Below are 20,093 nucleotides of genomic sequence, written 5' to 3'. Positions count from 1 at the left end.
CATAGGACTTTTCTTATCTCCGCATGGTGTAATAGAAACAGATAAATTAAGAAGGAGAGAAGAAAATGAAAAATTTAAAACGCGTTTTACTATTAATGGGGATTATTACTTTTGCCCTAGCCCTAACTGCATGCGGTGGGACAGAAGATAAAACAAGTACAGAAAAAACAGAAACAGCAAAAGCAGAGACGAAAGAAAAAAAGAAAACAGATCCAAATACACTTGGCGATTATAAAGTGGAAATCCTTAGTTCTGAAGTCGTAAAAGACTATGCCGGAAACGATGCAATTGCAGTCAAAACAAAATTCACAAATAACAGTAAAGAAAATACTTCCTTTATGGTAGCCATCGATCAACAAGTTTTCCAAAATGGGACACAATTAGAAACAACCGTATCCGCTGATGGCAGCATGGGCGGTGTAGATAAAGATGTTCAACCTGGAGCTACTTTAGAAATAACCGATTACTATAAACTACAAGATACACAAAATAAAGTAGATGTTGAAGCCAAAGAATTAATTAGTTTCAGCAAAAACACAGTCAAAAAATCATTTGAATTAAAATAAAAAATCGGCCGCAGACAATCAATGTTTGCGGCTTTTTAATTTAAAATCCTAACCTATTCTCGATACGGCTTCGCAAAGAATCATTTTCATTAAATGATTCCCTAAGTTCTATCGCTTTTTTAGGATAATTGGTGATGATTCCGTCTACATTTTTCCGTAAATACATTTGCATTAATTTTTCTTTATTTACCGTCCAAACAAACACCTTTTTATTATTTTGCCTGGCTTGTGTAAGCAATCGTTTATTGATGGAAAAATCTTCTAAAACAATAAAATCAGCTGATGTTTTTGGTAAGTTTCCAATATTAAGCGCTAATATAACACCAGTTTCAAGTGTAGGGTCGGCCTGTTCTATTTTTTCGATAACTGATTGGTCCAGCGATTGGACTAAATATTTATCAGTTACTTTTTCTTTCTTTAACAATGTGACAAGACGTTCTACCATATCGCTAGATTCCCCGCCATGCAACTTCACTTCCACGAGTATATCTATCTTATTCTTTTTCGCTGTCTTGATAATTTCATCGAAAGAAGCTATATGAGACGAATAGTCGCCACTCTTCACTTTAGTTTGTTGCAACTCTTTTAAAGTCATATCTGCGACACGCTTAGAACTGCCAGCAAGTCTTCTCAGTGTCATATCATGGAAAACAACGAATTGATAATCTTTGGTTTCTTGAATATCAATTTCACTGTAATCTGCCCCGGCCTTTGCAGCTGATTCAATTGCTTCCACCGTATTTTCAACAGCATTCATTGTTTCACCGCGATGGGCTATTATTTTTGTGTTTGGTTCATATAAAGTCGCATTTACTGTATAAATATTAAAACCACTAAAAATAATGAAAACGATTATCGCTACAATAATAAATCTCTTTTTATGCGGAAACTGGTTGCGCGCGACAGGAGCTGGTTGTCCTTCGATAGCAAAGGCATTCTTCACTAATAATTGCGCAATGATTCCTTGAAAAATCCCAGCGGCAAAAAAGCCTATCACTTGCAACATGGTTAAAGTAATACCAGCTATAACAACCGCAATTCCCGGAGTTATTTTTTCTACTAAGAGAAGTGGTAACATAATAATCGTCGCAATAATAGATACTAAAAAGCCAATCACAACAATTATTAAAACCCATTTTAGTAACATGAAAAACAAGTGTTTTTGCGGGTATTTCCAACTTTTTCGGATAGCTCCACTTATTTTGAGTGATTTATCTTCAATAAAATATGGTAATGCGAATACGAGTCTCGCGCTAATATAGAAAATAATCGCCATTACAATAACATATAGCCACGTTCCCGTCGTCGTTTTCATTAATTCATCTGCAATAAAGTGCGGCAAATAGAGGTTTTCTGTAATCGTAATTGGTAAAGATAATCCTGCAATTGGCAAAAGTAAAAAGAAATATAGCAGAAAATAAATCGCTTGATAACTAAGAAAGTATTTCGCTTTTACGTTTAGCCTTTGTATGATTTTGAATACGGTATAGCTTTCTCCCCGCAATTGATAAATGGCCATCATTATAAAGAAACCCAGCTCATAATATACAAACAGTAAAATGAGTAAAGCTAAAATCAGCAGCATAATAACAGCAACTGGGCTCGAAAAAACTTCTCCGAGATTGGCGTCTGTAATTCCTGGCACTCCGATAACTCGGAGAATAAAGAAAAAGAAATAATAAATAAAAGGCCCAATCACAAATGCCTGCAAAATCGTCAACAACAAGGTTACTTTTAGGTAATCTGTCTTAAATTGATATAAAATTTTCAAACTGTCTTTTAAATCTTTCATTTGCTTCTCCCTTTTTTGTTCAATTTTCAAGGCTTTATAGTTTATCAACGAAGCAAATTTAGTTATAATTAATTCATAAAGTTAACTATTTAAAAAGAGGTGATATAATGCATCCGATTGAACAATTGTTAGCAAATAAACATATTACTACCATTGATATTGAATCAAATACTCGCTTAAAAGAAGGTAGTTTGCAAAAACTTATTGATAAAGATATTCGCACTTCTGATATTAGTCTTCGTGTTCTCAGCCAAATAGCTATTTTTCTTAATACGGGAGCGGATATCGTCGCTAAACAACTTAGCGATTTAGAAGTAGCTAATGACCTCGCCTTTCTTGTAGAGGATTAAAGAACTAAGTACATCATTGTTACGTCCAAATACCGCCCTTCCACTTGCATTAATGCTGGAATCTCACCAGCTTCAATAAAACCGAACTTTTTGTACAAATTAAGTGCTCGCTTGTTTTCAGAAACAGCTTCTAAGTAAACGAGTTTTAAACGTTCAGTTTTTTTAGCATGTTTTATTAATTCTTCCATAATAATCGACCCTATCCCTAAACCCCAAAATTTCTTCTGTGTAGAAATAGTTAGCTCACATGTATGTAATTCTCGCTTTTTTGTATGGCCAATAAGTTGAGAAACACTTGCAAGTTCATCTTCAATAAAACTTAATAACATTATAGAGCCAGGGTTTTTAGCCGATTCTTCTATGTATTCCACTTCTTCTTCTACGCTAAATGAAAAATCACCTTGCCCAAAAGATAAATAATCTGTCTCACCTGCTACTTCATTCAGATAAGTAACAATATTGCTCGCATCCTCTTTCGTAGCCTCTCTAATCGTCAGTATTTGTCCGTTCTTAAGTTCGCTAGTTTCCATACAGACACCACCTTTTTTGCTATTATAGCCTATCCATTCTACACACGCAAACAGCAAAAAAAGCTAGATGCTGTCATCTAGCTTTCCGAAAATCTTATTTATTAAAAGAAATTACTATTTTTCCAACTGCATGGTGAGTTTCACTTAATGCATGTGCATCGAAAACCCCTTTTTCAGAAAATGGGAAAGTTGCGCCAACAATTGGTTTCACTGTTTTATTTGCAAGTAATTCACCTAATTTTTTCAGTTGTTCGCCGTTTGGTTGAAGCCAAATTCCATTCGCAGTCACATTTTTTTCTTTCGCGCGGTCTTCATTTGAAATACCAACGATACTTACTAAACGACCTGTTCCTTCTTTTAATACATCATAGCTATCAGTTTCGATTTGACCACCCATTGTATCAAAAACAACATCGATGTCTGAAAGGACATCTTTAAAATTCACTTCTTTATAATCAATAACTTGATCTGCGCCAAGAGATTTTAGTAATTCATGATTTTTCGCGCTAGCTGTTGTGATAACTTCTGCTCCAGCATATTTTGCAAGTTGAATTGCAAGTGTTCCAACGCCGCCAGCTCCAGCATGAATCAATACTTTCTCACCTTTTTGAAGTTTTGCGTGATCAAATAATGCTTGCCATGCTGTTAAACCTGCAAGTGGAATCGATGCTGCTTCATCAAAACTAATACCTTCTGGAAGAGGTGCAAGTAAGTGATCATCTACTGCTGTATATTCAGCATACGTACCAAAACGCGTTGTTTCAGGACGAGCAAATACTTCATCACCAACTTTCCAATCTGTTACACCTTCTCCAACTTCAGAAATAACACCCGCTACATCCCAGCCTAAAATAATTGGGAATTCCCAGTCCATCATTTGTTTTAAGTATCCTTCACGAAGCTTCCAATCAATCGGATTAATTGACGTTGCGGCTTCTTTTACGATTACTTGATTTTTACCCGCTTTTGGCATTGCTACTTCTTTTTCTTTTAACTCTTCTTTACCACCATAATTTTCAATTACAACTGCTTTCATTTTAACTTCTCCTCCATTTTCTCTACATTATTCATCATTTTTGTGACTGATTTAAGTAACGCACTGACTTCATCCTCAGAAAATTCTTCTAAAGCCCCACTTTGGAATTTTTCTTTTTCCGTAAGTAAAGAAGCTAATTCTGCCTCGCCAGCTGGTGTTAAAAATAAATACGTATAGCGTTTATTCTCATCTTGCTTTTTACGAACGATAAGCCCTTGCTCTTCCATTCGCTTCAAATGACGGGTAATACTTGCTGAATCAATATACAGCTTTTCTTTTAATCTGTTCTGACTTTGACCAGGCGTTTGTTTAATATGAAATAAAATCTCTACTTTCGTAAAGCTCATATTCGTTTGTTGTTCAAATACATGACTTATTTCTTTAGATAACAAATGCATCCGGTAAAGCAGTTCCGAATGTTTCGTACATGGTTCCAGCATTTCCACCTCCATAGTTGACATGTCAAATGATATATCAACTATTATACGCTTCCTTTTTTAAAGCACAAAATATCTGCTCAAATATTAGTGGCTAATTTTTTGTAAGCAATATACTTGCCGTTAACTGCTAAAATAAGCTACACTTAATAGATAATTCAAAAAAAATGGAGGCAAGATGTAATGACAAACGTACTTTTCATCAAAGCAAATGGTTTACCTGCCGAACGCTCAGTCAGCGTGGCACTATACGAAATTTTCCTAACTGAATACAAAAAGTCCCATCCGGACGATAATGTAACAGAATTAGATTTATTCGAAGCGGATCTACCTTATTATGATGTAACAATGATGAGTGGATTACATAAAGAAGTAGCTGGTGAGACTTTAACTCCGGAAGAAAAACGATTAGCTGATATTGCAAATGGGTATTTAGATCAATTTTTAGCTGCTGATAAAATCGTTATGGCGTTCCCACTATGGAACTTCAGTATCCCAGCACAATTTTTAACTTACTTATTCTATTTAAATCAAGCTGGAAAAACCTTTAAATATACAGCAAATGGTCCAGTTGGTTTAGTAGCAGATAAAAAAATTGCTCTACTTAATGCACGTGGTGGTATTTATTCAGATGGTCCAATGCAAAGCTTTGAAATGTCTTTAAGCTATGTTAAAAATGTTCTAGCGCACTTTGGTATCTCTGAACCAGAAATGGTTATTGTAGAAGGTCACAATGCTAAGCCAGATCAAGCAAAAGATATTATCTCTGCTGGAGCAAAAGAAGCAGTAGAGTTAGCTAAAATATTTTAATTTTAAAAAGTCGCCAAAAAGATTTTCTCTATTTGGCGACTTTTTTCGATTTAGCTCGTTAACATTTTCGACATATTTTTGTTTACAATACTATTAAAAGTGGAATTGGAGTAAGACACTATGTGATAAAATATTATAAATACAACTAAAGGAGGTTACAATCTGTGAGAAAGGTAGTTACCAAAATTGGTATATATACTCTCTTAATTATGTCATTTACTATTTTATTTTCTATGGATGTCTCAGCTGAAGAAAAGAGTAATGTGAGAGCTGCACAAGATATTGTAAACATTCCTGATCCTGTTTTAAAAAGTTATTTAAATGGACTTTTAGGGCAACCTAGCACAAGTGATATTACCGAAGCGCAAATGGATACTATTATAAACGTTACTATTAATAACAGTAGTTTGAAAGATTTAACTGGGCTTGATTACGCCCACAACCTAATTTTTTTAAATTTAACAAATACTGGTGTGACTGACTACTCTCTCGTTACTAAAATAACTAGTTTAACTAATCTTAATATTTCTGGAGATAACTTAACTACTAATTCATTACCTAATTTAAATGGTTTAGAAAACTTAAATAACTTAACCTTAACCTCTGGAAAGCTCGACAATAGTGCTTTGACAAAATTTAATAAAATCCCCAATTTAACTTTTTTAAATTTAGACAGCAATCCTGCTATCACAAATGTCATGCCTCTCAAATTACTCCCAGATTTAACCACCTTATTTATCCAATTTTGTGGGGTAAATGATTTCCGCGGAATTGATTCTTTTCCAAAATTGACTAATTTATCAGCCTATGGGCAAAATGTTGGTAACGCTGTTTTAATCAACAGCAAAATTAAAAGCTCATCTTTAAATTATAATGAAACAAACCAAACTATTTTTGTGCCATTTACTTTAATGACTGAACGTAGCATTAATTTTGATGGTTATCTATTCCCCTTTACAACTAATACAGGAAGTTCTAATACTTATTTCACTTTAAATGGTGTACAAATTAGTGGCGACCGCTTAAGTATTACTGATACAGGTATAACTGTAAATGGTATTACAAAGGATTACTTTGATTCTATTACTAAAATGGAGTATAATGCCCGTTACGATAATCCTGCTGGAAGTTATCCAACCCCTCCTAATTTTAATAGGTATTCTGTATCTGCTGGAACATACGACCACTTTTTTGACATTGAGCATTCTCTAACTATTACGAATGATTCAACCATAAGCTATGCAGAGCAGAAGATTGTTACCGAAGAACAGTTTTTAAAAGATATTCATGCTGAAACCGATGACGGAACACCTGTCACCAGTGATTTTGATACTGTAGTAGATTTTAATAAACCTGATGTTTATACAGTAACATTAAATGCCGAAAATGCGGCTGGTTTAAAAGCGGCTCCGACACAAGTATCTGTGACTATCCTTGCAAAACCAGTAATTACAGCTAATAAGAGCATTTCTTACGTAAAAGATACAACTAAGACAGCGCAACAATTTTTAAAAGATATTTCGGCTAAAACAAGTGATAATAGCCCAGTTACAAGTGATTTTGATAGTGTTGTTGACTTAACTAAAGTCGGAACATATAAAGTAACTCTAAATGCGATAAGTGCTGATGGGATTGAAGCAGACCCAGTTATTGTTTTAGTAAATGTGGTAACGGGTACTGAACCACCAACGCCACCTGCTCCTTCCCCCACACCAGACCCTATGCCAGATCCTGATAATCCAGTTGTAGTTGATGATAATAATGATCCTATTCTATCGGTTGACTCAGCAACTACTCCGATTACTGAAAAAAAAGCTTCTAAAAAAGCAACTCTCCCGGATACGGGTGACTCAAACCAAGAAATGATTGTATTAATCGGTATCATATTAGCAGGTATAGCCGTTATCTTTTTCCGTAAAAGAAAACATAGTTAAATAAAAAGCAGTCGTGACCTAAAATTTAAGTCACGACTGCTTTTTTTATTTAGTTACTGTACCGTGAAAGGCACCCATACCGCCCATTACATTCGTTACTTCAAAACCTTCCGCTGCTAAAAACTGACTTGCGCGCTCAGAACGACCACCTGCGTAACAAATAATCGTATAAGGTTTTTCTTTATCCAGTGTTGCTAGTTTTTCTGGAAGTTCATTAATTGGAATATTTATTGCGTCTGGAATGTGTCCTTCAATAAAAGCATCCGCATCTCTGACATCTAAGATATAATGCTGTGACTTTTTTAATTCTTGCTCTAAATCATTTGCCGTAATGGACTCATACATCTATTTTCACCTCTTCAATTTCTTCTTTAACAACCATACCTCCTAATTCATTATCAAACAAATTTTCTGCTCAAAAAAAGACAATGCGGCTCTCTGCCACATTGTCTTTTTAAATTTAAACGGCCTGAGCTCCAGTAAACTGACTGTTATAAAGGTCAGCGTAGAAGCCTTTTGCATCAAGTAATTCTTGGTGGGTACCTTGCTCGATTACGCTACCATGGTTCATAACGAGAATTAAGTCCGCATCACGAATGGTTGAAAGTCTATGCGCAATAACAAAGCTTGTGCGCCCTTCCATCAAATTGCCCATCGCAAGTTGAATATTTAATTCTGTTCGAGTATCTACACTGGAAGTTGCTTCATCTAAAATTAAAATAGATGGATCTGACAAAATTGCACGAGCAATCGTTAATAATTGTTTTTGACCTTGTGAAATATTAGAACCTTCTTCATTCAAGATAGTATCATAACCATTTGGAAGTCTTCGAATGAAATCATCTGCATAAGCTGCTTTTGCTGCTCCAATAACTTCATCTTTCGTTGCGCCTTCGCGACCGTATGCGATATTGTCGGCAATCGTTCCATTAAACAACCAAGTATCTTGTAGAACCATTCCGAATTTTTCGCGGACAGCTTCTTTGGTCATATCGCGAGTATCAATACCTTTCATACGAATCTGTCCACCATCCACGTCATAAAAACGCATCAGCAAGTTGATAATCGTCGTCTTACCAGCACCAGTAGGACCAACAATCGCCACCATTTGCCCTTCTTCCACATGGATATTCAAGTCAGTCATTAATGGTTTGTCTGGCGTGTAACCGAATTTCACGTGGTCGAATACTATACTATGTTCTTCACCAGCAACCTGATTAACATTAGCTGGAATTTCATCTTTTTCTTCTTCTTCATCCATCATTTCAAATACACGTTCTGCCGAAGCAATAGTGGATTGAATGATATTAGCAATATTGGCCACACTAGAAATTGGTTGTGTAAATAATTGGACATATTGCGTAAATGATTGAATATCTCCAACTTGAAGCGTTCCATTAGTAACAAAAATACCACCAGCCACACAGACACCTACATAGCCTAAGTTACCAACAAATTGCATCACCGGCATCATAATCCCGGAAATAAATTGCGCTTTTTTCGCTGCTTTGAAATAATCTTCATTTACTTCATCAAATTTTCCAAGCGTCTTCTTTTCTTGACCAAAAGCTTTAATAATTGTTTGACCACCGTAAGTTTCTTCTACGGTATCATTTAAAATACCAAGGTTACGTTGTTGTGCACCGAAGTAACGTTGTGATCTACCAGCAATAATTGCGACTAAAATAATACTGATTGGGACGGTTACTAAAACGATTAACGTCATTTGCCAGCTAATCGTTAGCATCATGATTAAAACACCAATCATTTGAACAATCGCTGTAATAGCTTGTGTTAGTGATTGTTGCAAAGTATTCGCGATGTTATCCATGTCATTAACAGAACGACTTAGAATATCACCATTTGAGCGCGTATCATAATATTTCAGTGGAAGACGTGCCATTTTTGCTTTTAAATCTTTCCGCATATCATAAACAGTTCGCTGCGCAACGCTCGACATGACGTATTGCTGAATGAAACTGAATAAGGAACTACCAAGGTATAAGACTAAAACAATCATTAATATATTGAAAATCTTATCGTTGTCAATCCCAGCTGGACTCATAACACCTTTAAAAATTTCTGTTGTCGCTTTCCCGAGCTCTTTCGGGCTAAAAATATTAAAAATCGTGGATAAAATCGCAAAGATAAAGACGACAATAATTGCGACAGAACGAGGTTTCATATAGCCAAGAAGCCGGAATAGTGTTTGTTTAAAGTTCTTTGGTTTGGCGGCCGTTTGCATTCTCATGCCACCACCTGGACCTGGACCACTCATGCGATTTCCTCCTCTGACAGCTGTGACCTCATAATTTCTTGATAAATTTGATTTGTTTCTTTTAATTCTTCATGTGTTCCAATGCCAGCAATCTTACCTTCATTCATAACAATGATTTGGTCGGAATTGACAACAGATGTAATTCGCTGTGCCACAATGAGTGTCACGGCTTCGGTTGTTTCAGCTTTCAGTGCCTCACGTAGTTTCGCATCTGTTTTGAAATCAAGCGCTGAGAAACTATCATCAAAAATATAAATTTCTGGTTTTCTAATTAAAGAACGAGCGATGGAAAGGCGTTGTTTTTGTCCACCAGAGAAGTTGTTACCGCCTTGCTCTACACGACTACCAAGCCCATTCGCAAGTTTAGATACAAAATTTTCCGCTTGAGCTGTTCGAAGTGCTTCCCAAATTTCTTCGTCGGTTGCATCTTCTTTACCGTAGCGCATATTCGAAGCTATTGTTCCAGTGAATAAAACTGCTTTTTGCGGAACAAGTCCAATTTTTTGGCGCAAACTGGACTGATCCATTTCACGCACATCAATTCCATTAATTTTAACAACACCGCTTTCGACATCATAAAAACGTGGAATCATATTAATTAAAGTAGATTTACCAGCACCAGTACTTCCTATAATAGCAACCGTTTCGCCAGCATTAGCTTCAAAAGTAATATCTTCAATTACTGGTTTTTCAGCCCCTTCATAACGGAAAGTCACATGTTCAAAAGAAAGTTTTGCTGGTGGTGTACTTGTTTTTGGATTTTCTGGGTTAAGTATTTCTGCATTCATGTCTAATACTTCATTAATACGTTCAGCAGAAGCTCCAGCACGTGGAATCATAATAAATACAGCAGAGAGCATCATAAAGGACATCATAATTTGCATCGCGTATTGAATGAATGCCATTAGGTCCCCTACTTGCATATCACCATTTCCAATAAAAATTGAACCAATCCAAACAATCGCAATAGAAGTTAAGTTCATAAGTAACATCATTAATGGACTCATTAGGGAAAGCAACCTGTTGACTTTAATTGCTGTAGTCGCGTAGTCAGCATTTGCTTCTTCAAATTTTTCAAGTTCATCTTCATTGCGGTTAAAGGAACGAACGACACGAATTCCTGTTAAACCTTCGCGAATAACACGATTTAATTTATCCATTTTCTTTTGTAGTGATTTAAACATCGGCATTGCTTTTCCGCCGAGAACAACTACTAATAGAAGCAGTAATGGTAAAACAACGACAAAAATAAGCGATAATTTCGCATCCCTACCAACTGCCATAATAATACCACCAAGCAACATAATTGGCGCCATTACCATTAGTCGCATCATCATATAAAGAACATTTTGGATTTGAACAACGTCATTTGTCGTTCTAGTAATTAGGGAAGAAGTTCCTACTTTATCAAATTCTTGTAAGGAAAAGTCCTCTACCTTTGTAAAAATTTTATCGCGTAAATCTTTCCCGAATCCCATTGAAATTCTGGATGCAAGATAAACTACGGTAACCGATAAGATAACAGAAGCAAACGAGATTAAAAGCATCTGCATCCCAGTGCTCCAAATGTAATCTGTATCGCCTGTTACGACTCCTTTGTCGATAATATTCGACATGAGTGTCGGCAGATAAAGCTGTCCAATAACTTGCCCGAAAGTAAGGACTAATACGGCTGTAATGCTCAGCCAATAAGGTTTTAATCTTTTCATCAATTTCATCATTTGCGTTTATGCCTCCTTATTTTCGGATTTTGTGTTTAAATAATCTGTCAGTTTTTCTAGGAGTGTAATCAATTTTTTCATATCGTCTTCACCTAAAAATTCCTGCATATCTTCAAAACTAGCTTGAAACTCATCAAACATTTTTTTCGATACACCTGCTCCGACTTCTGTTAGTTCCACATACATCGAGCGCTTATCTTCTGGGTTCTGAACTCGCTTAATGAGCCCTTTCCCTTCCAAAGATTGTATCATTTGCGTGACGCTTGGTTTTGAAATTCTGAGCATGTGACCAAGATCGGAAACACGAATTTTTGGCCCTCTGCTTTTAAGCCCACGAGATAAAATAAAAATAAATCTTGTTTCAGATTTACTGTAACCCGGAATTTGGAAACTCTTTATTTCAGCATGCTTAAAATTCATGAAAGCCTTGATTACCGAGTGCCCCAAGTCTTGATTTTTTGAAGACATTTCTCCACTTCTTTCTATTATTTGATTAGTTTACCTAACTAATTATATGAGTTATTCATTTTTTGTCAAGCAATATCTTAGCGTTATTTTAAAATTAATCTATACTTTTAACTTTAATTACCTTATAATGGCTTTAATTGTATTTAAAACGAAGGGAGGGAAACAATTGAATTCAGTGCATAAAGTTGCTAGCCTCAGTCTTTTTACACTTGCTTGGCCGATATTTCTAGAGCAATTTTTACGACTGATGATTAGTTATATTGATGTATTTATGTTGGGGCATTATTCTGATGATGCGGTGGCTGCGACTGGGGTTGCTAATCAGATTCTTGTTATTTCTATTATTATTTATGGCTTCATCAGTGTTGGTGTGCAGATTATCGTTGCACAAATGATTGGTGCGAAAAAACATAAAGAAATCGAGAACGTGATTACTAATGGCTTAGTGGTAGCTTTCTTAATCGGTATCGCGATGAGTATTATTTTCATATTTATGTCGAAAAACTTTCTAACTTGGATGGGAATTGATCCTCATTTAGTCCAAGTTGGTGCGCCTTTTTTAGAAATAATCGGAGGAAGTTCAGTTGTAATTGCCATTCATGCATCCATTTTACCAATTCTCCGGGCGCATGGTTATGTAAGACAATCCATTCTCGTCCCTGTGACAATCAGTATTATCAACGTTGTCGGTAATTACCTATTTCTTTACGGACCACTTGCTTACTTAGATTACGGGGTGGCAGGTGTTGGGATTTCTACTGCTGTCGCGAATTTTGTCGGAATGGTTCTAGCTATCTGGATGTTAAAAAAATACATCGGTTACACTTTTCATTTCAAAAAATTGGAGCAAGTGTCCAAAAAACTACTTTATTCTATTTTACGTCTAGGTCTTCCTTCTGCTGGAGAAAATTTGTCCTATGCGGGTTCACAACTTGTTGTTACCGCAATTATTGCTATTTTAGGTACAGAGGCGCTTACAACAAAAGTATATGCTTCAACAGTTAGCCAATTTGTCGCACTCTTTGCTATCGCGCTCGGCCAGGCCTCGCAAATAATTATCGGTCGTGCGGTTGGCGCAAAAGAAATTGATAAAGCTTATAAGCAAGGTCTCCGCAGTTGGAAAATAGGATTAGTCGTTGCGATTGTGGTTAGTGTTTCGATTTATCTATTTGCCGAACCGATTATGAGTCTATTTACAACCAATACCGAAATCATAGCGATGACGAAAGAATTATTCTTGCTTTCGATTTTCCTTGAGCTTGGACGTGCCACCAATATTATTATCATTAGTAGCCTTAACTCTACTGGTGATGTCCGCTTTCCTTTCATATGTGGACTTATAGTCATGTGGATTGTTAGTTTGCCATTCTCTTATGTACTTGGAATTTCCGCTGGGCTAGGACTTGTGGGTGTTTGGCTTGCCTACATTATTGATGAAGGAGTTCGAGCGGTTCTTATGTACCGAAGATGGCGCAGTAAAGTTTGGTCATTAAAGTCAATCATATAAAGAAACGTCTCTTTGATTTTTTTCGAAGGGGCGTTTTTGTATATGACAAAACTGTCATTTTTAATTTCATATCGTCACCTAATTCGATGGTTCCATTTCTCTTTCCCCGCTATACTAGACTTATAAACAAATGAGAGGATAGAGGAGAAATGTTAGATAAAAAAATTATTAGTGCACTTAGTTATTTTAGTCTTTTCTTTGCCCCAGTTATCACGCCTGCTATTTTATGGTTTACAAATAAAGATAAAGAAATTCGTCACCATGTGAAATGGGCTTTGCTTACACAAACAACATTTGTAGCTGGACTCACTGTAATGATTTTGCTTTATAATAATGTTCCTTTTAGTACAAATAGTGCGGATACTATTAACTTTTTAGCTCTAGCTACCGTCTTTTTTATCGTTTTTCTTAATGTATCAATACTTATTTTTACTTTGATTCGAGGTATTACACGTATCGTAAAGCATAGTGACGATAACTGGGCTAGATGTTAAGCTAACTTCCTAATTTATGCTATAATATAGTGTACTTTAGGAGGTTTTTTGATGCGTTTTATTATTGCTTATTTATCAATATTTGTTTTAGGTATTTTTTCAGCACTTTTAATCGAAACAATCCTCTATGAAAATGTTACACCTCAGCTTGTTTTTTCAGCAATTCTTTTTGCTGCCCCCGTAATTTTAGTCGCTTCCACGTTAGGTGAAATATTTTATGGCTTTAGCAAAAAATCGAGCTACTTAACATTTGCGGTATGGGGATTTGTCTACGGCGTTTTTGTAACTGTCATTATCCTTAGCATTATCCAAGTTTCTGGTATGCTGATTTCTGTTGGTATTTCTGTTCTTGCAGGGGTAATTATGGCAATTTTAGCTGTTATTTTCTTCTTTTTGCGAGGTGGGAAATCGACAAGTGGAAAAGCTGCTACCAAATAAAAAATTGTCTATCCTAATTGATTCATTCAACTAGAATAGACATTTTTTTATTCTTCTTCAAACGCATGATGACTCAAGTTAAAACGAATCGTTTGAAGAGGATAGCCATAAAAATCTTCGGTAAATTCCTCCACTTGCACAAACCCTTTCGCCTTATAAAAATGAATTGCTGTTTCATTACCTTTTTCCACGTTAACAAACATTGGCAGTGGTACGTGAAATAGAGTCATCCCCACTTCTAAAAGCTCTGTTCCAAGCCCGCGTTGTGTCACTTCAGGTAGTAAATAAAAAGCCGCGAGTTCACTTTTCCCCTTTTCAAGCTCAATAAAATTCGCAAATCCAATTACTTGGTTTGCTTGTTCCACGACTGCAAAAGGAGTTGCTGAAATACGATTATGAAGCGTTTCAACATTATAAAATCTTTCCAAAAAATCATCTTGTACATCACTTGGAATTAAATCTTGATAAGTATGATGCCACGAAGTAATCGCGACGTGCTGAATGGCTTCGGCATCTGAATTAGTTGCTTTTCTAATATGAAAATCCATCATCCATTCTCCTTTCAATTGCGCTAATTGATGAAACAGTTTATCTGACTTTACCCCTTTTTAACAAAAAGAATGCGCTAATTAAATAATTAGCGCACTGATTTTTTATTTATCGATTTTAATGTCTCCGGAACTAGTTTTCACCGTTACGCGGTTATCGGTATTCGAATCACTTGTTGGTACTTTAACGCTACCAGAATTACTGCTTGCTTCATAAATAGCTTTAAAATTACCTGGTATTTCAATCTCTACCTCACCAGAATCTGTATTGATTTCGATGTTTTTCACTTGTTTGATAAATGCTACATCGATATCTCCTGAGCTCGTTTTCGCCGTTATGTTATTTGTTACACCTGCGAGTTCAATTGTTCCTGAATCGGATTCAGCTTGTACTTTACCTTTTGTATTTGCATCAATATCTCCAGAACTAGTGGTTAAAACAGCCAAGTCGGTTACAGCACTATTTGTCAGTTCGATGTCACCGGAATCAATAGCAATTTTAAGTTTTTTCGCTTTAACACCAGTAGTATTAACATCCCCTGAACCGCCATTTACCTCTAAATCACCCGTCAAACTAGTAAGCTCAGTCTTTCCAGAGTCTGTTTCAATCGATGTATTTGCTTTAATTTTCGATAAATCTAAATCTCCAGAAGAAGTAGTCATTTGAGCACTATTCGCTTCTAAATTATTCACTTTTAACTCACCAGAATTTGTAGAACTAACAAATTTCTTTACTTTAAAATCGGTAACATCAATATCTCCTGATTGAGATTTTACTTTTAAATCAGCCACTTTTGTATCTTTAGTTAAAAAGACAGTTACTTTTTGCTGCCCATATGCATAGATTTTCCCAAAATTGTTATACCAAACATTTTCTTCTGGAACTGTTATATTGAATGAAGTGCCATCTTCAGAAACTGGTTTTAATTTTTGAATTGCTTTTTTATCCTTTGCAGAATAATTTCCTTTCAGTTCGATATAATTTTTCCCAGTTGTACTTTCTTTCCATTCAATTAGTGCATCTCGCTCGGAAGAAAAGGAAATTGTATTAATATTTTCAGATGACAAGTCCCACTTTTTAGTAAGTGGTTCCCCTTTTTCAATCATAGTACCTGAGTTCATTGTGAATGCTACGCCAATAGCACCAATAATAAATAGCACCAAACCGGCGAAAAATAATTTCTTACTTAAATGATGTTTACGCATTTTTCCCGCCTCCTTTGACTGCATATTTGTGCCACTGGATAATTCCCATAGTTGTTTTACTTGTAAACTTAGTAAGTGCATTCGCTACAAAAAGCAGCATGAGACCAAGTCCTACAAGTCCTATAGACACAAACATTTGATAGAATTCGAAGTCAGCGCCAAATAAAAGTTCTACACCGAATAATACTGGCGAAAGGAGAAACGCACCAACCGTTACCCAAAGTGAAATAACTACCGACCATAACGTAGCCATAATTGGAACAACAAGGCAAATATCCAGGAAGAATAAACCTATGCCAATTAAAACTTGTTTACTAACTGTTCTATTTTCATTTTGATTTTTTCGAGGTACATAATAATAGTCTGTCTCCACTTGTTCCTCGCGGATATCCCTTTCACTTAAAATATCTGCTGCAATTTCTTCAGGTCTTCCGAGGTCAAAGACGATTTGTTCTTCGCTTTTCCCTGCCTCTACACCATTTCTAAAATGCTCTTGGTAATCAGATAATAGTTCTCTCCGCTCTTTTGGATCCAGCAATTCTAGGCGCTGGTTTAATTCATTTAGAAAATCTTGTTTATTCATTTACTGCTTCCCCCTCTGTTAAAAGCTTAGCGACACTATCTGTAAAATTATTCCATTCAGAGATAAGCTCATTCAAGTAAATCTCTCCTTTTACCGTCAGCTGATAATATTTTCTTGATGGACCTTCATTTGATTCTACTAAATAAGTGGAGCAATACTCTTCTTTTACTAATCTTCTAAGTACTGGATAAATGGCTCCTTCTGCAACTTCAATATATTTAGACACTTGATTTGCTAATTCATAACCATAACAATCTTTTTTTTGAATTAAAAACAAACAACAAAGTTCTAACACACCTTTTTTGAATTGCGGGTTAACTTCCATGCTAACTCCTCCATTCTGCTAAATTACCACTAGTAACAAGTAATCACTACTATATATTATTCACTACTGCTATAGTTTATCATACACTAGTGTTCATTGCAAGGTACTGCCTAAAAAAAATAGTATTGTTTTTTCACTTAATAAATGTTAACCTATTTTAGTATTAAGTTTACATTAAGGAGAGATAAGTTTATGCGTGATCAGAAATTGAAATTTTTAGTCGTAGATGCTTTATTCGCAATCATCATTGCTTTACTCGCACAAATTGCTATTCCACTTGGTCCTATTCCTCTTACTGGACAGACATTTGCCATTGGTTTAGCTGCAACAATTCTTGGAGCTCGTCATGGTACGATATCTGTTTTAGTTTATATTGTTCTTGGAGCAGTTGGTATTCCAGTTTTCCAAGGCATGACAGCAGGTATTGGAATTCTTTTTGGTCCTACTGGTGGATTTATTGTCGGATTTATTTTTAATGCACTCCTTACAGGTTGGCTACTTGAAAAAACAAAATTCACTGTTCCATATGCTATCGTCGCTAATATATTAGGTGCTATAGTTACGCTTATTTTCGGAGTTTTATGGCTTAAAGTTAGTACTGGTCTTGACTGGCCAACTGCCTTTTTAACAGGGATGGTACCATTTATTATCCCAGGTATTATTAAAGCGATTTTTGCTGCTCTATTAGGTATTCTCATTCGTGATCGTTTAATTAAGGCAAAACTACTCAGAGCATCATAAGTCCCATTAATACACATTTTGATTCATCTCCTATATAATGATAATGATTAGCACTGAGAAAAGGGGACTCGGTATATGTCATTACTGAATGATGAAAATAGCTTTTACAACACAGATTTACTTGAGTTATTAAAAGATTCAAATGAAGCGGTTCTTCCATATAAAAGAATTCGTTTTAGACGAAATCAGAAAATCTTAACAGAAGGCACAGAAACAACATACTTTTATATTATTGAAGACGGGGTCGTCTCGATGAGTAAAAATACGTGTAAAGAAGATAGCATTATTAGTTTCTTAGGTAAACATGATTCTATCGGTCCGCTTACATTACTTGGAGGAGCTCAATCACCTGCAAACTATACCACTATAAGCGAAGTGAGTGTTTATCAATTTGAACGTAAATATGTTCTGAATAAGCTCTTAAGCTCACCAGAGGTATTCTGGCAAATGAATAACCTTATGCAAAGTATGGTTGCTCCAATATTGGAACGAGAAGCTTATGTGAATTTACCTTCTAGCGAGAAAGTCTTGGCAGGATTAATTGCTTGTGGGGAAAGGTTTGGAAGAATGGAGTCAGATGGTTCTTGCCTAATTCCATACTATTTTACACAAAAAATCTTAGGCAATTACTTAAATTTAGCTCGAGCTTATGTTGCTACCAACTTGCGGAAACTGGAAGAAGATGGTGTGATTGCTTTATCGCCGAAACCTTGGCGTATAACTGACTTCGAGAACCGCAAACAAAATTTAAGCAATACATATAAATAGTTTTAAAGTCGCATATTTTAAAATATGCGACTTTTTCATATTAAAAAAAGAGATAAAATTTAGTATTTAAGTTTGGCAAGGTAATTTCTCGGATTTTTGTAACATTAAGGTAATTTTTTCGTAAAATAAATTTAATATTCTCTTTCACAAAGTTAAATAATATTGTATAATTAATTAGCAACATAAAATAAAAAGGGAATTGGGGATATAGAATGAAAAACATCAAAAAAAAGTTAATCGTAATTTTAGCATTTGGACTAATTTTATCAATTAGCACTCCTGTTTTTGCTACAGAAACCGGAGAACAAAATGAATCGACAACAGAAATAGCTCCACCAACAGAAACAACTACGAAAAATAATTCGGTTGAAGAACAAAAAACTAAAAAAGAACTTTTAAAAGCCAACGCAAATGCAGTAGTAGGAAAAACAAACCTTTCTTTTAAAATTGGAGATACGCCCGCTGCACAAGATTTTGTAACAGTCAATGACGCATCAAATAATCCAACATTTACTTTTAAAAACGGACAACCTGTAACAAATGCTTCTGGAAACTACTCAATAGAAATTCAGGTGACTTTCGATGATAATACTTCTACAGATATAACAGTGAACTACATAGTAAAAGAAGCCGCACCACTTGCAACGCTAAAAACAACAACACCTGTGATTGAATTAGGCTCCAAACCAACACCGAATCAATTCGCAACACCTGCAGCAGGAGCAAAATTAAGCTTTAAATCCGGAGCGCCTTCTACCAAGAAAACTGGTACTTTTACAACAACAATAGTAGCTTCTAAAGATGGAAAAACTATTGAATTAATAGTTACTTACAAAGTTCTAGATCAAGAACCACCAAAGATTAGTGTTAATCCAGACGACTATCCGTTTATTATCAAAGGAGAAACTATAACGCCCTCTACATTTGTAACAGCTACTGATAACTCGGGTAAAGTTACTTTAACTTTTAAACCTGGATATGAACCAACATATTCTCGACTTGGTATGCATGCCTTTGTTGTTATCGCAACAGATCCATCAGGAAATACAACAGAGTTTTATTCTTACTACGTTATCGTTAGTGATAAACCCACACTTAAAGCACCTACTCTTGATTTGAATAGAAGTACACCTTCCATCCTTTACGGAGTTACTATGCCTAACTTAGGTGTAATTGCAGAAGATGAGGACGGAAATTTGATTGGATGGTCTATAGAAGATGAAAAAGGAAACTTCACCATTACATTCGAACCCCCCTTACAACCAGGTGATATATTTGTTTTATATAGCAGTACTGAAGTAGAATACAGTGAAGAAACATACTATATTTATGACCCAGAAACGTTAAAAATTAGAGAACTAAATGAATCACCCTTTGAAGTAAAAACGATAAATACTAAAAATAGTAATACTACAAATAGTAATACTAAGAATAGTAATGTCACACAAAAAATCATACCAAAAACTGGCGATGCGAATCCAAATCCATTCACACTTTTTGGTTTTATCTTAATTAGTAGTTCAGTAATTATTTTACGAAAAAAATAGCACAAAAAAGTGAA

At 35.4% G+C, this 20,093-nt stretch carries 22 protein-coding genes; 10 read left to right on the top strand and 12 right to left on the bottom strand.

The window, feature by feature from the left end; all coding sequences use genetic code 11:
• Positions 1 to 65 precede the first annotated feature (65 nt).
• On the top strand, positions 66 to 566 hold the full coding sequence (locus tag HCB38_RS02070) for a DUF5067 domain-containing protein (protein ID WP_185318113.1): 501 nt from the start codon (positions 66 to 68) through the stop codon (positions 564 to 566).
• A 40-nt stretch (positions 567 to 606) separates the two neighbouring features.
• On the opposite strand, the gene HCB38_RS02065 is transcribed toward HCB38_RS02070, so the two are convergent.
• Positions 607 to 2,358 (bottom strand): glycerophosphodiester phosphodiesterase, encoded by a 1,752-nt coding sequence (locus HCB38_RS02065; RefSeq protein ID WP_185637410.1) that lies wholly within the window; start codon positions 2,356 to 2,358, stop codon positions 607 to 609.
• A gap of 107 nt (positions 2,359 to 2,465) precedes the next feature.
• Between HCB38_RS02065 and HCB38_RS02060 the strand changes: the two genes are divergently transcribed.
• The gene (locus tag HCB38_RS02060; protein ID WP_185637408.1) at positions 2,466 to 2,708 is read left to right on the top strand and encodes a hypothetical protein; all 243 of its coding nucleotides are present in this window, start codon (positions 2,466 to 2,468) and stop codon (positions 2,706 to 2,708) included.
• Here the strand turns inward: HCB38_RS02060 and HCB38_RS02055 are convergent.
• From HCB38_RS02055 to HCB38_RS02045, 3 genes are all read right to left on the bottom strand, one after another.
• A complete protein-coding gene (locus HCB38_RS02055) occupies positions 2,705 to 3,238 on the bottom strand; it encodes a GNAT family N-acetyltransferase (RefSeq protein ID WP_185618629.1) in 534 nt (177 codons plus the stop codon). The two genes, HCB38_RS02060 and HCB38_RS02055, sit on opposite strands and share 4 nt — an antisense overlap.
• Before the next feature lie 94 nt (positions 3,239 to 3,332).
• Positions 3,333 to 4,274 carry an NADP-dependent oxidoreductase gene (locus tag HCB38_RS02050; protein ID WP_185637406.1) on the bottom strand — a complete coding sequence of 314 codons (942 nt, stop codon included), beginning with the start codon at positions 4,272 to 4,274 and terminating at the stop codon, positions 3,333 to 3,335.
• Positions 4,271 to 4,726: a MarR family winged helix-turn-helix transcriptional regulator gene (locus HCB38_RS02045; RefSeq protein WP_185318993.1), complete on the bottom strand. Its 456-nt coding sequence runs from the start codon at positions 4,724 to 4,726 to the stop codon at positions 4,271 to 4,273. The genes HCB38_RS02050 and HCB38_RS02045 overlap by 4 nt, the downstream gene beginning before the upstream one ends.
• Positions 4,727 to 4,894: 168 nt before the next feature.
• On the opposite strand from HCB38_RS02045, the gene HCB38_RS02040 reads away from it, so the two are divergent.
• Together HCB38_RS02040 and HCB38_RS02035 are read left to right on the top strand one after the other, a co-directional pair.
• Complete coding sequence (locus HCB38_RS02040) at positions 4,895 to 5,521, top strand: FMN-dependent NADH-azoreductase (protein WP_185318109.1); 627 nt, start codon at positions 4,895 to 4,897, stop codon at positions 5,519 to 5,521.
• A gap of 209 nt (positions 5,522 to 5,730) precedes the next feature.
• On the top strand, positions 5,731 to 7,455 hold the full coding sequence (locus tag HCB38_RS02035; RefSeq protein WP_221772784.1) for a LapB repeat-containing protein: 1,725 nt from the start codon (positions 5,731 to 5,733) through the stop codon (positions 7,453 to 7,455).
• Positions 7,456 to 7,500: 45 nt separating this feature from the next.
• Here the strand turns inward: HCB38_RS02035 and HCB38_RS02030 are convergent, their stop codons facing one another.
• The 4 genes from HCB38_RS02030 to HCB38_RS02015 form a co-directional block, all read right to left on the bottom strand.
• The gene (locus HCB38_RS02030; RefSeq protein ID WP_185318107.1) at positions 7,501 to 7,800 is read right to left on the bottom strand and encodes a rhodanese-like domain-containing protein; all 300 of its coding nucleotides are present in this window, start codon (positions 7,798 to 7,800) and stop codon (positions 7,501 to 7,503) included.
• A gap of 115 nt (positions 7,801 to 7,915) precedes the next feature.
• The gene (locus tag HCB38_RS02025) at positions 7,916 to 9,733 is read right to left on the bottom strand and encodes an ABC transporter ATP-binding protein (RefSeq protein ID WP_185318106.1); all 1,818 of its coding nucleotides are present in this window, start codon (positions 9,731 to 9,733) and stop codon (positions 7,916 to 7,918) included.
• Positions 9,730 to 11,454, bottom strand: coding sequence for an ABC transporter ATP-binding protein (locus tag HCB38_RS02020; RefSeq protein WP_185607574.1), 1,725 nt, complete (start codon positions 11,452 to 11,454; stop codon positions 9,730 to 9,732). Before HCB38_RS02020 ends, HCB38_RS02025 begins: the two co-directional genes overlap by 4 nt.
• Positions 11,455 to 11,460: 6 nt before the next feature.
• Positions 11,461 to 11,922, bottom strand: coding sequence for a MarR family winged helix-turn-helix transcriptional regulator (locus HCB38_RS02015; protein ID WP_160465110.1), 462 nt, complete (start codon positions 11,920 to 11,922; stop codon positions 11,461 to 11,463).
• Positions 11,923 to 12,088: 166 nt separating this feature from the next.
• Between HCB38_RS02015 and HCB38_RS02010 the strand changes: the two genes are divergently transcribed.
• From HCB38_RS02010 to HCB38_RS02000, 3 genes are all read left to right on the top strand, one after another.
• On the top strand, positions 12,089 to 13,429 hold the full coding sequence (locus HCB38_RS02010; protein ID WP_185607573.1) for an MATE family efflux transporter: 1,341 nt from the start codon (positions 12,089 to 12,091) through the stop codon (positions 13,427 to 13,429).
• Positions 13,430 to 13,578: 149 nt separating this feature from the next.
• Positions 13,579 to 13,923 carry a magnetosome magnetite crystal formation protein family gene (locus HCB38_RS02005; protein WP_185318103.1) on the top strand — a complete coding sequence of 115 codons (345 nt, stop codon included), beginning with the start codon at positions 13,579 to 13,581 and terminating at the stop codon, positions 13,921 to 13,923.
• Between the two features lie 51 nt (positions 13,924 to 13,974).
• Positions 13,975 to 14,361 carry a hypothetical protein gene (locus HCB38_RS02000; RefSeq protein WP_185318102.1) on the top strand — a complete coding sequence of 129 codons (387 nt, stop codon included), beginning with the start codon at positions 13,975 to 13,977 and terminating at the stop codon, positions 14,359 to 14,361.
• A gap of 47 nt (positions 14,362 to 14,408) precedes the next feature.
• On the opposite strand, the gene HCB38_RS01995 is transcribed toward HCB38_RS02000, so the two are convergent.
• The 4 genes from HCB38_RS01995 to HCB38_RS01980 all read right to left on the bottom strand — a co-directional run bounded on the left by HCB38_RS01995 (position 14,409) and on the right by HCB38_RS01980 (position 17,023).
• Positions 14,409 to 14,909, bottom strand: coding sequence for a GNAT family N-acetyltransferase (locus HCB38_RS01995; RefSeq protein ID WP_185637402.1), 501 nt, complete (start codon positions 14,907 to 14,909; stop codon positions 14,409 to 14,411).
• A 105-nt stretch (positions 14,910 to 15,014) separates the two neighbouring features.
• Positions 15,015 to 16,115: a DUF4097 family beta strand repeat-containing protein gene (locus HCB38_RS01990; protein ID WP_185318100.1), complete on the bottom strand. Its 1,101-nt coding sequence runs from the start codon at positions 16,113 to 16,115 to the stop codon at positions 15,015 to 15,017.
• Positions 16,108 to 16,698, bottom strand: a complete 591-nt coding sequence (locus HCB38_RS01985; protein ID WP_185318099.1) for an HAAS signaling domain-containing protein — start codon at positions 16,696 to 16,698, stop codon at positions 16,108 to 16,110. Before HCB38_RS01985 ends, HCB38_RS01990 begins: the two co-directional genes overlap by 8 nt.
• The gene (locus tag HCB38_RS01980; RefSeq protein WP_003732635.1) at positions 16,691 to 17,023 is read right to left on the bottom strand and encodes a PadR family transcriptional regulator; all 333 of its coding nucleotides are present in this window, start codon (positions 17,021 to 17,023) and stop codon (positions 16,691 to 16,693) included. Before HCB38_RS01980 ends, HCB38_RS01985 begins: the two co-directional genes overlap by 8 nt.
• Before the next feature lie 192 nt (positions 17,024 to 17,215).
• On the opposite strand from HCB38_RS01980, the gene HCB38_RS01975 reads away from it, so the two are divergent.
• The 3 genes from HCB38_RS01975 (at position 17,216) to HCB38_RS01965 (ending at position 20,079) form a co-directional block, all read left to right on the top strand.
• Positions 17,216 to 17,764, top strand: a complete 549-nt coding sequence (locus HCB38_RS01975; RefSeq protein WP_185318098.1) for a biotin transporter BioY — start codon at positions 17,216 to 17,218, stop codon at positions 17,762 to 17,764.
• A 75-nt stretch (positions 17,765 to 17,839) separates the two neighbouring features.
• Positions 17,840 to 18,532 carry a Crp/Fnr family transcriptional regulator gene (locus HCB38_RS01970; RefSeq protein ID WP_185318097.1) on the top strand — a complete coding sequence of 231 codons (693 nt, stop codon included), beginning with the start codon at positions 17,840 to 17,842 and terminating at the stop codon, positions 18,530 to 18,532.
• 212 nt (positions 18,533 to 18,744) lie between these two features.
• Positions 18,745 to 20,079 carry an LPXTG cell wall anchor domain-containing protein gene (locus tag HCB38_RS01965; protein WP_185637400.1) on the top strand — a complete coding sequence of 445 codons (1,335 nt, stop codon included), beginning with the start codon at positions 18,745 to 18,747 and terminating at the stop codon, positions 20,077 to 20,079.
• The last annotated feature ends 14 nt before the right edge of the window (positions 20,080 to 20,093 follow it).

The organism is Listeria farberi (genome assembly GCF_014229295.1).
Taxonomy (GTDB): Bacteria; Bacillota; Bacilli; order Lactobacillales; family Listeriaceae; genus Listeria; species Listeria farberi.
The sequence above is the reverse complement of the archived record's forward strand: the minus strand, read 5'-3'. Positions and strand labels throughout refer to the sequence as shown.

What these genes read in the sequence shown, in the direction of transcription:
- HCB38_RS02070 (WP_185318113.1), top strand. Translation starts at nt 66, where the DNA reads ATGAAAAATTTAAAACGCGTTTTACTATTAATGGGGATTATTACTTTT.
- HCB38_RS02065 (WP_185637410.1), bottom strand. Translation starts at nt 2,358, where the DNA reads ATGAAAGATTTAAAAGACAGTTTGAAAATTTTATATCAATTTAAGACA.
- HCB38_RS02060 (WP_185637408.1), top strand. Translation starts at nt 2,466, where the DNA reads ATGCATCCGATTGAACAATTGTTAGCAAATAAACATATTACTACCATT.
- HCB38_RS02055 (WP_185618629.1), bottom strand. Translation starts at nt 3,238, where the DNA reads ATGGAAACTAGCGAACTTAAGAACGGACAAATACTGACGATTAGAGAG.
- HCB38_RS02050 (WP_185637406.1), bottom strand. Translation starts at nt 4,274, where the DNA reads ATGAAAGCAGTTGTAATTGAAAATTATGGTGGTAAAGAAGAGTTAAAA.
- HCB38_RS02045 (WP_185318993.1), bottom strand. Translation starts at nt 4,726, where the DNA reads ATGGAGGTGGAAATGCTGGAACCATGTACGAAACATTCGGAACTGCTT.
- HCB38_RS02040 (WP_185318109.1), top strand. Translation starts at nt 4,895, where the DNA reads ATGACAAACGTACTTTTCATCAAAGCAAATGGTTTACCTGCCGAACGC.
- HCB38_RS02035 (WP_221772784.1), top strand. Translation starts at nt 5,731, where the DNA reads ATGTCATTTACTATTTTATTTTCTATGGATGTCTCAGCTGAAGAAAAG.
- HCB38_RS02030 (WP_185318107.1), bottom strand. Translation starts at nt 7,800, where the DNA reads ATGTATGAGTCCATTACGGCAAATGATTTAGAGCAAGAATTAAAAAAG.
- HCB38_RS02025 (WP_185318106.1), bottom strand. Translation starts at nt 9,733, where the DNA reads ATGAGTGGTCCAGGTCCAGGTGGTGGCATGAGAATGCAAACGGCCGCC.
- HCB38_RS02020 (WP_185607574.1), bottom strand. Translation starts at nt 11,454, where the DNA reads ATGATGAAATTGATGAAAAGATTAAAACCTTATTGGCTGAGCATTACA.
- HCB38_RS02015 (WP_160465110.1), bottom strand. Translation starts at nt 11,922, where the DNA reads ATGTCTTCAAAAAATCAAGACTTGGGGCACTCGGTAATCAAGGCTTTC.
- HCB38_RS02005 (WP_185318103.1), top strand. Translation starts at nt 13,579, where the DNA reads ATGTTAGATAAAAAAATTATTAGTGCACTTAGTTATTTTAGTCTTTTC.
- HCB38_RS02000 (WP_185318102.1), top strand. Translation starts at nt 13,975, where the DNA reads ATGCGTTTTATTATTGCTTATTTATCAATATTTGTTTTAGGTATTTTT.
- HCB38_RS01995 (WP_185637402.1), bottom strand. Translation starts at nt 14,909, where the DNA reads ATGGATTTTCATATTAGAAAAGCAACTAATTCAGATGCCGAAGCCATT.
- HCB38_RS01990 (WP_185318100.1), bottom strand. Translation starts at nt 16,115, where the DNA reads ATGCGTAAACATCATTTAAGTAAGAAATTATTTTTCGCCGGTTTGGTG.
- HCB38_RS01985 (WP_185318099.1), bottom strand. Translation starts at nt 16,698, where the DNA reads ATGAATAAACAAGATTTTCTAAATGAATTAAACCAGCGCCTAGAATTG.
- HCB38_RS01980 (WP_003732635.1), bottom strand. Translation starts at nt 17,023, where the DNA reads ATGGAAGTTAACCCGCAATTCAAAAAAGGTGTGTTAGAACTTTGTTGT.
- HCB38_RS01975 (WP_185318098.1), top strand. Translation starts at nt 17,216, where the DNA reads ATGCGTGATCAGAAATTGAAATTTTTAGTCGTAGATGCTTTATTCGCA.
- HCB38_RS01970 (WP_185318097.1), top strand. Translation starts at nt 17,840, where the DNA reads ATGTCATTACTGAATGATGAAAATAGCTTTTACAACACAGATTTACTT.
- HCB38_RS01965 (WP_185637400.1), top strand. Translation starts at nt 18,745, where the DNA reads ATGAAAAACATCAAAAAAAAGTTAATCGTAATTTTAGCATTTGGACTA.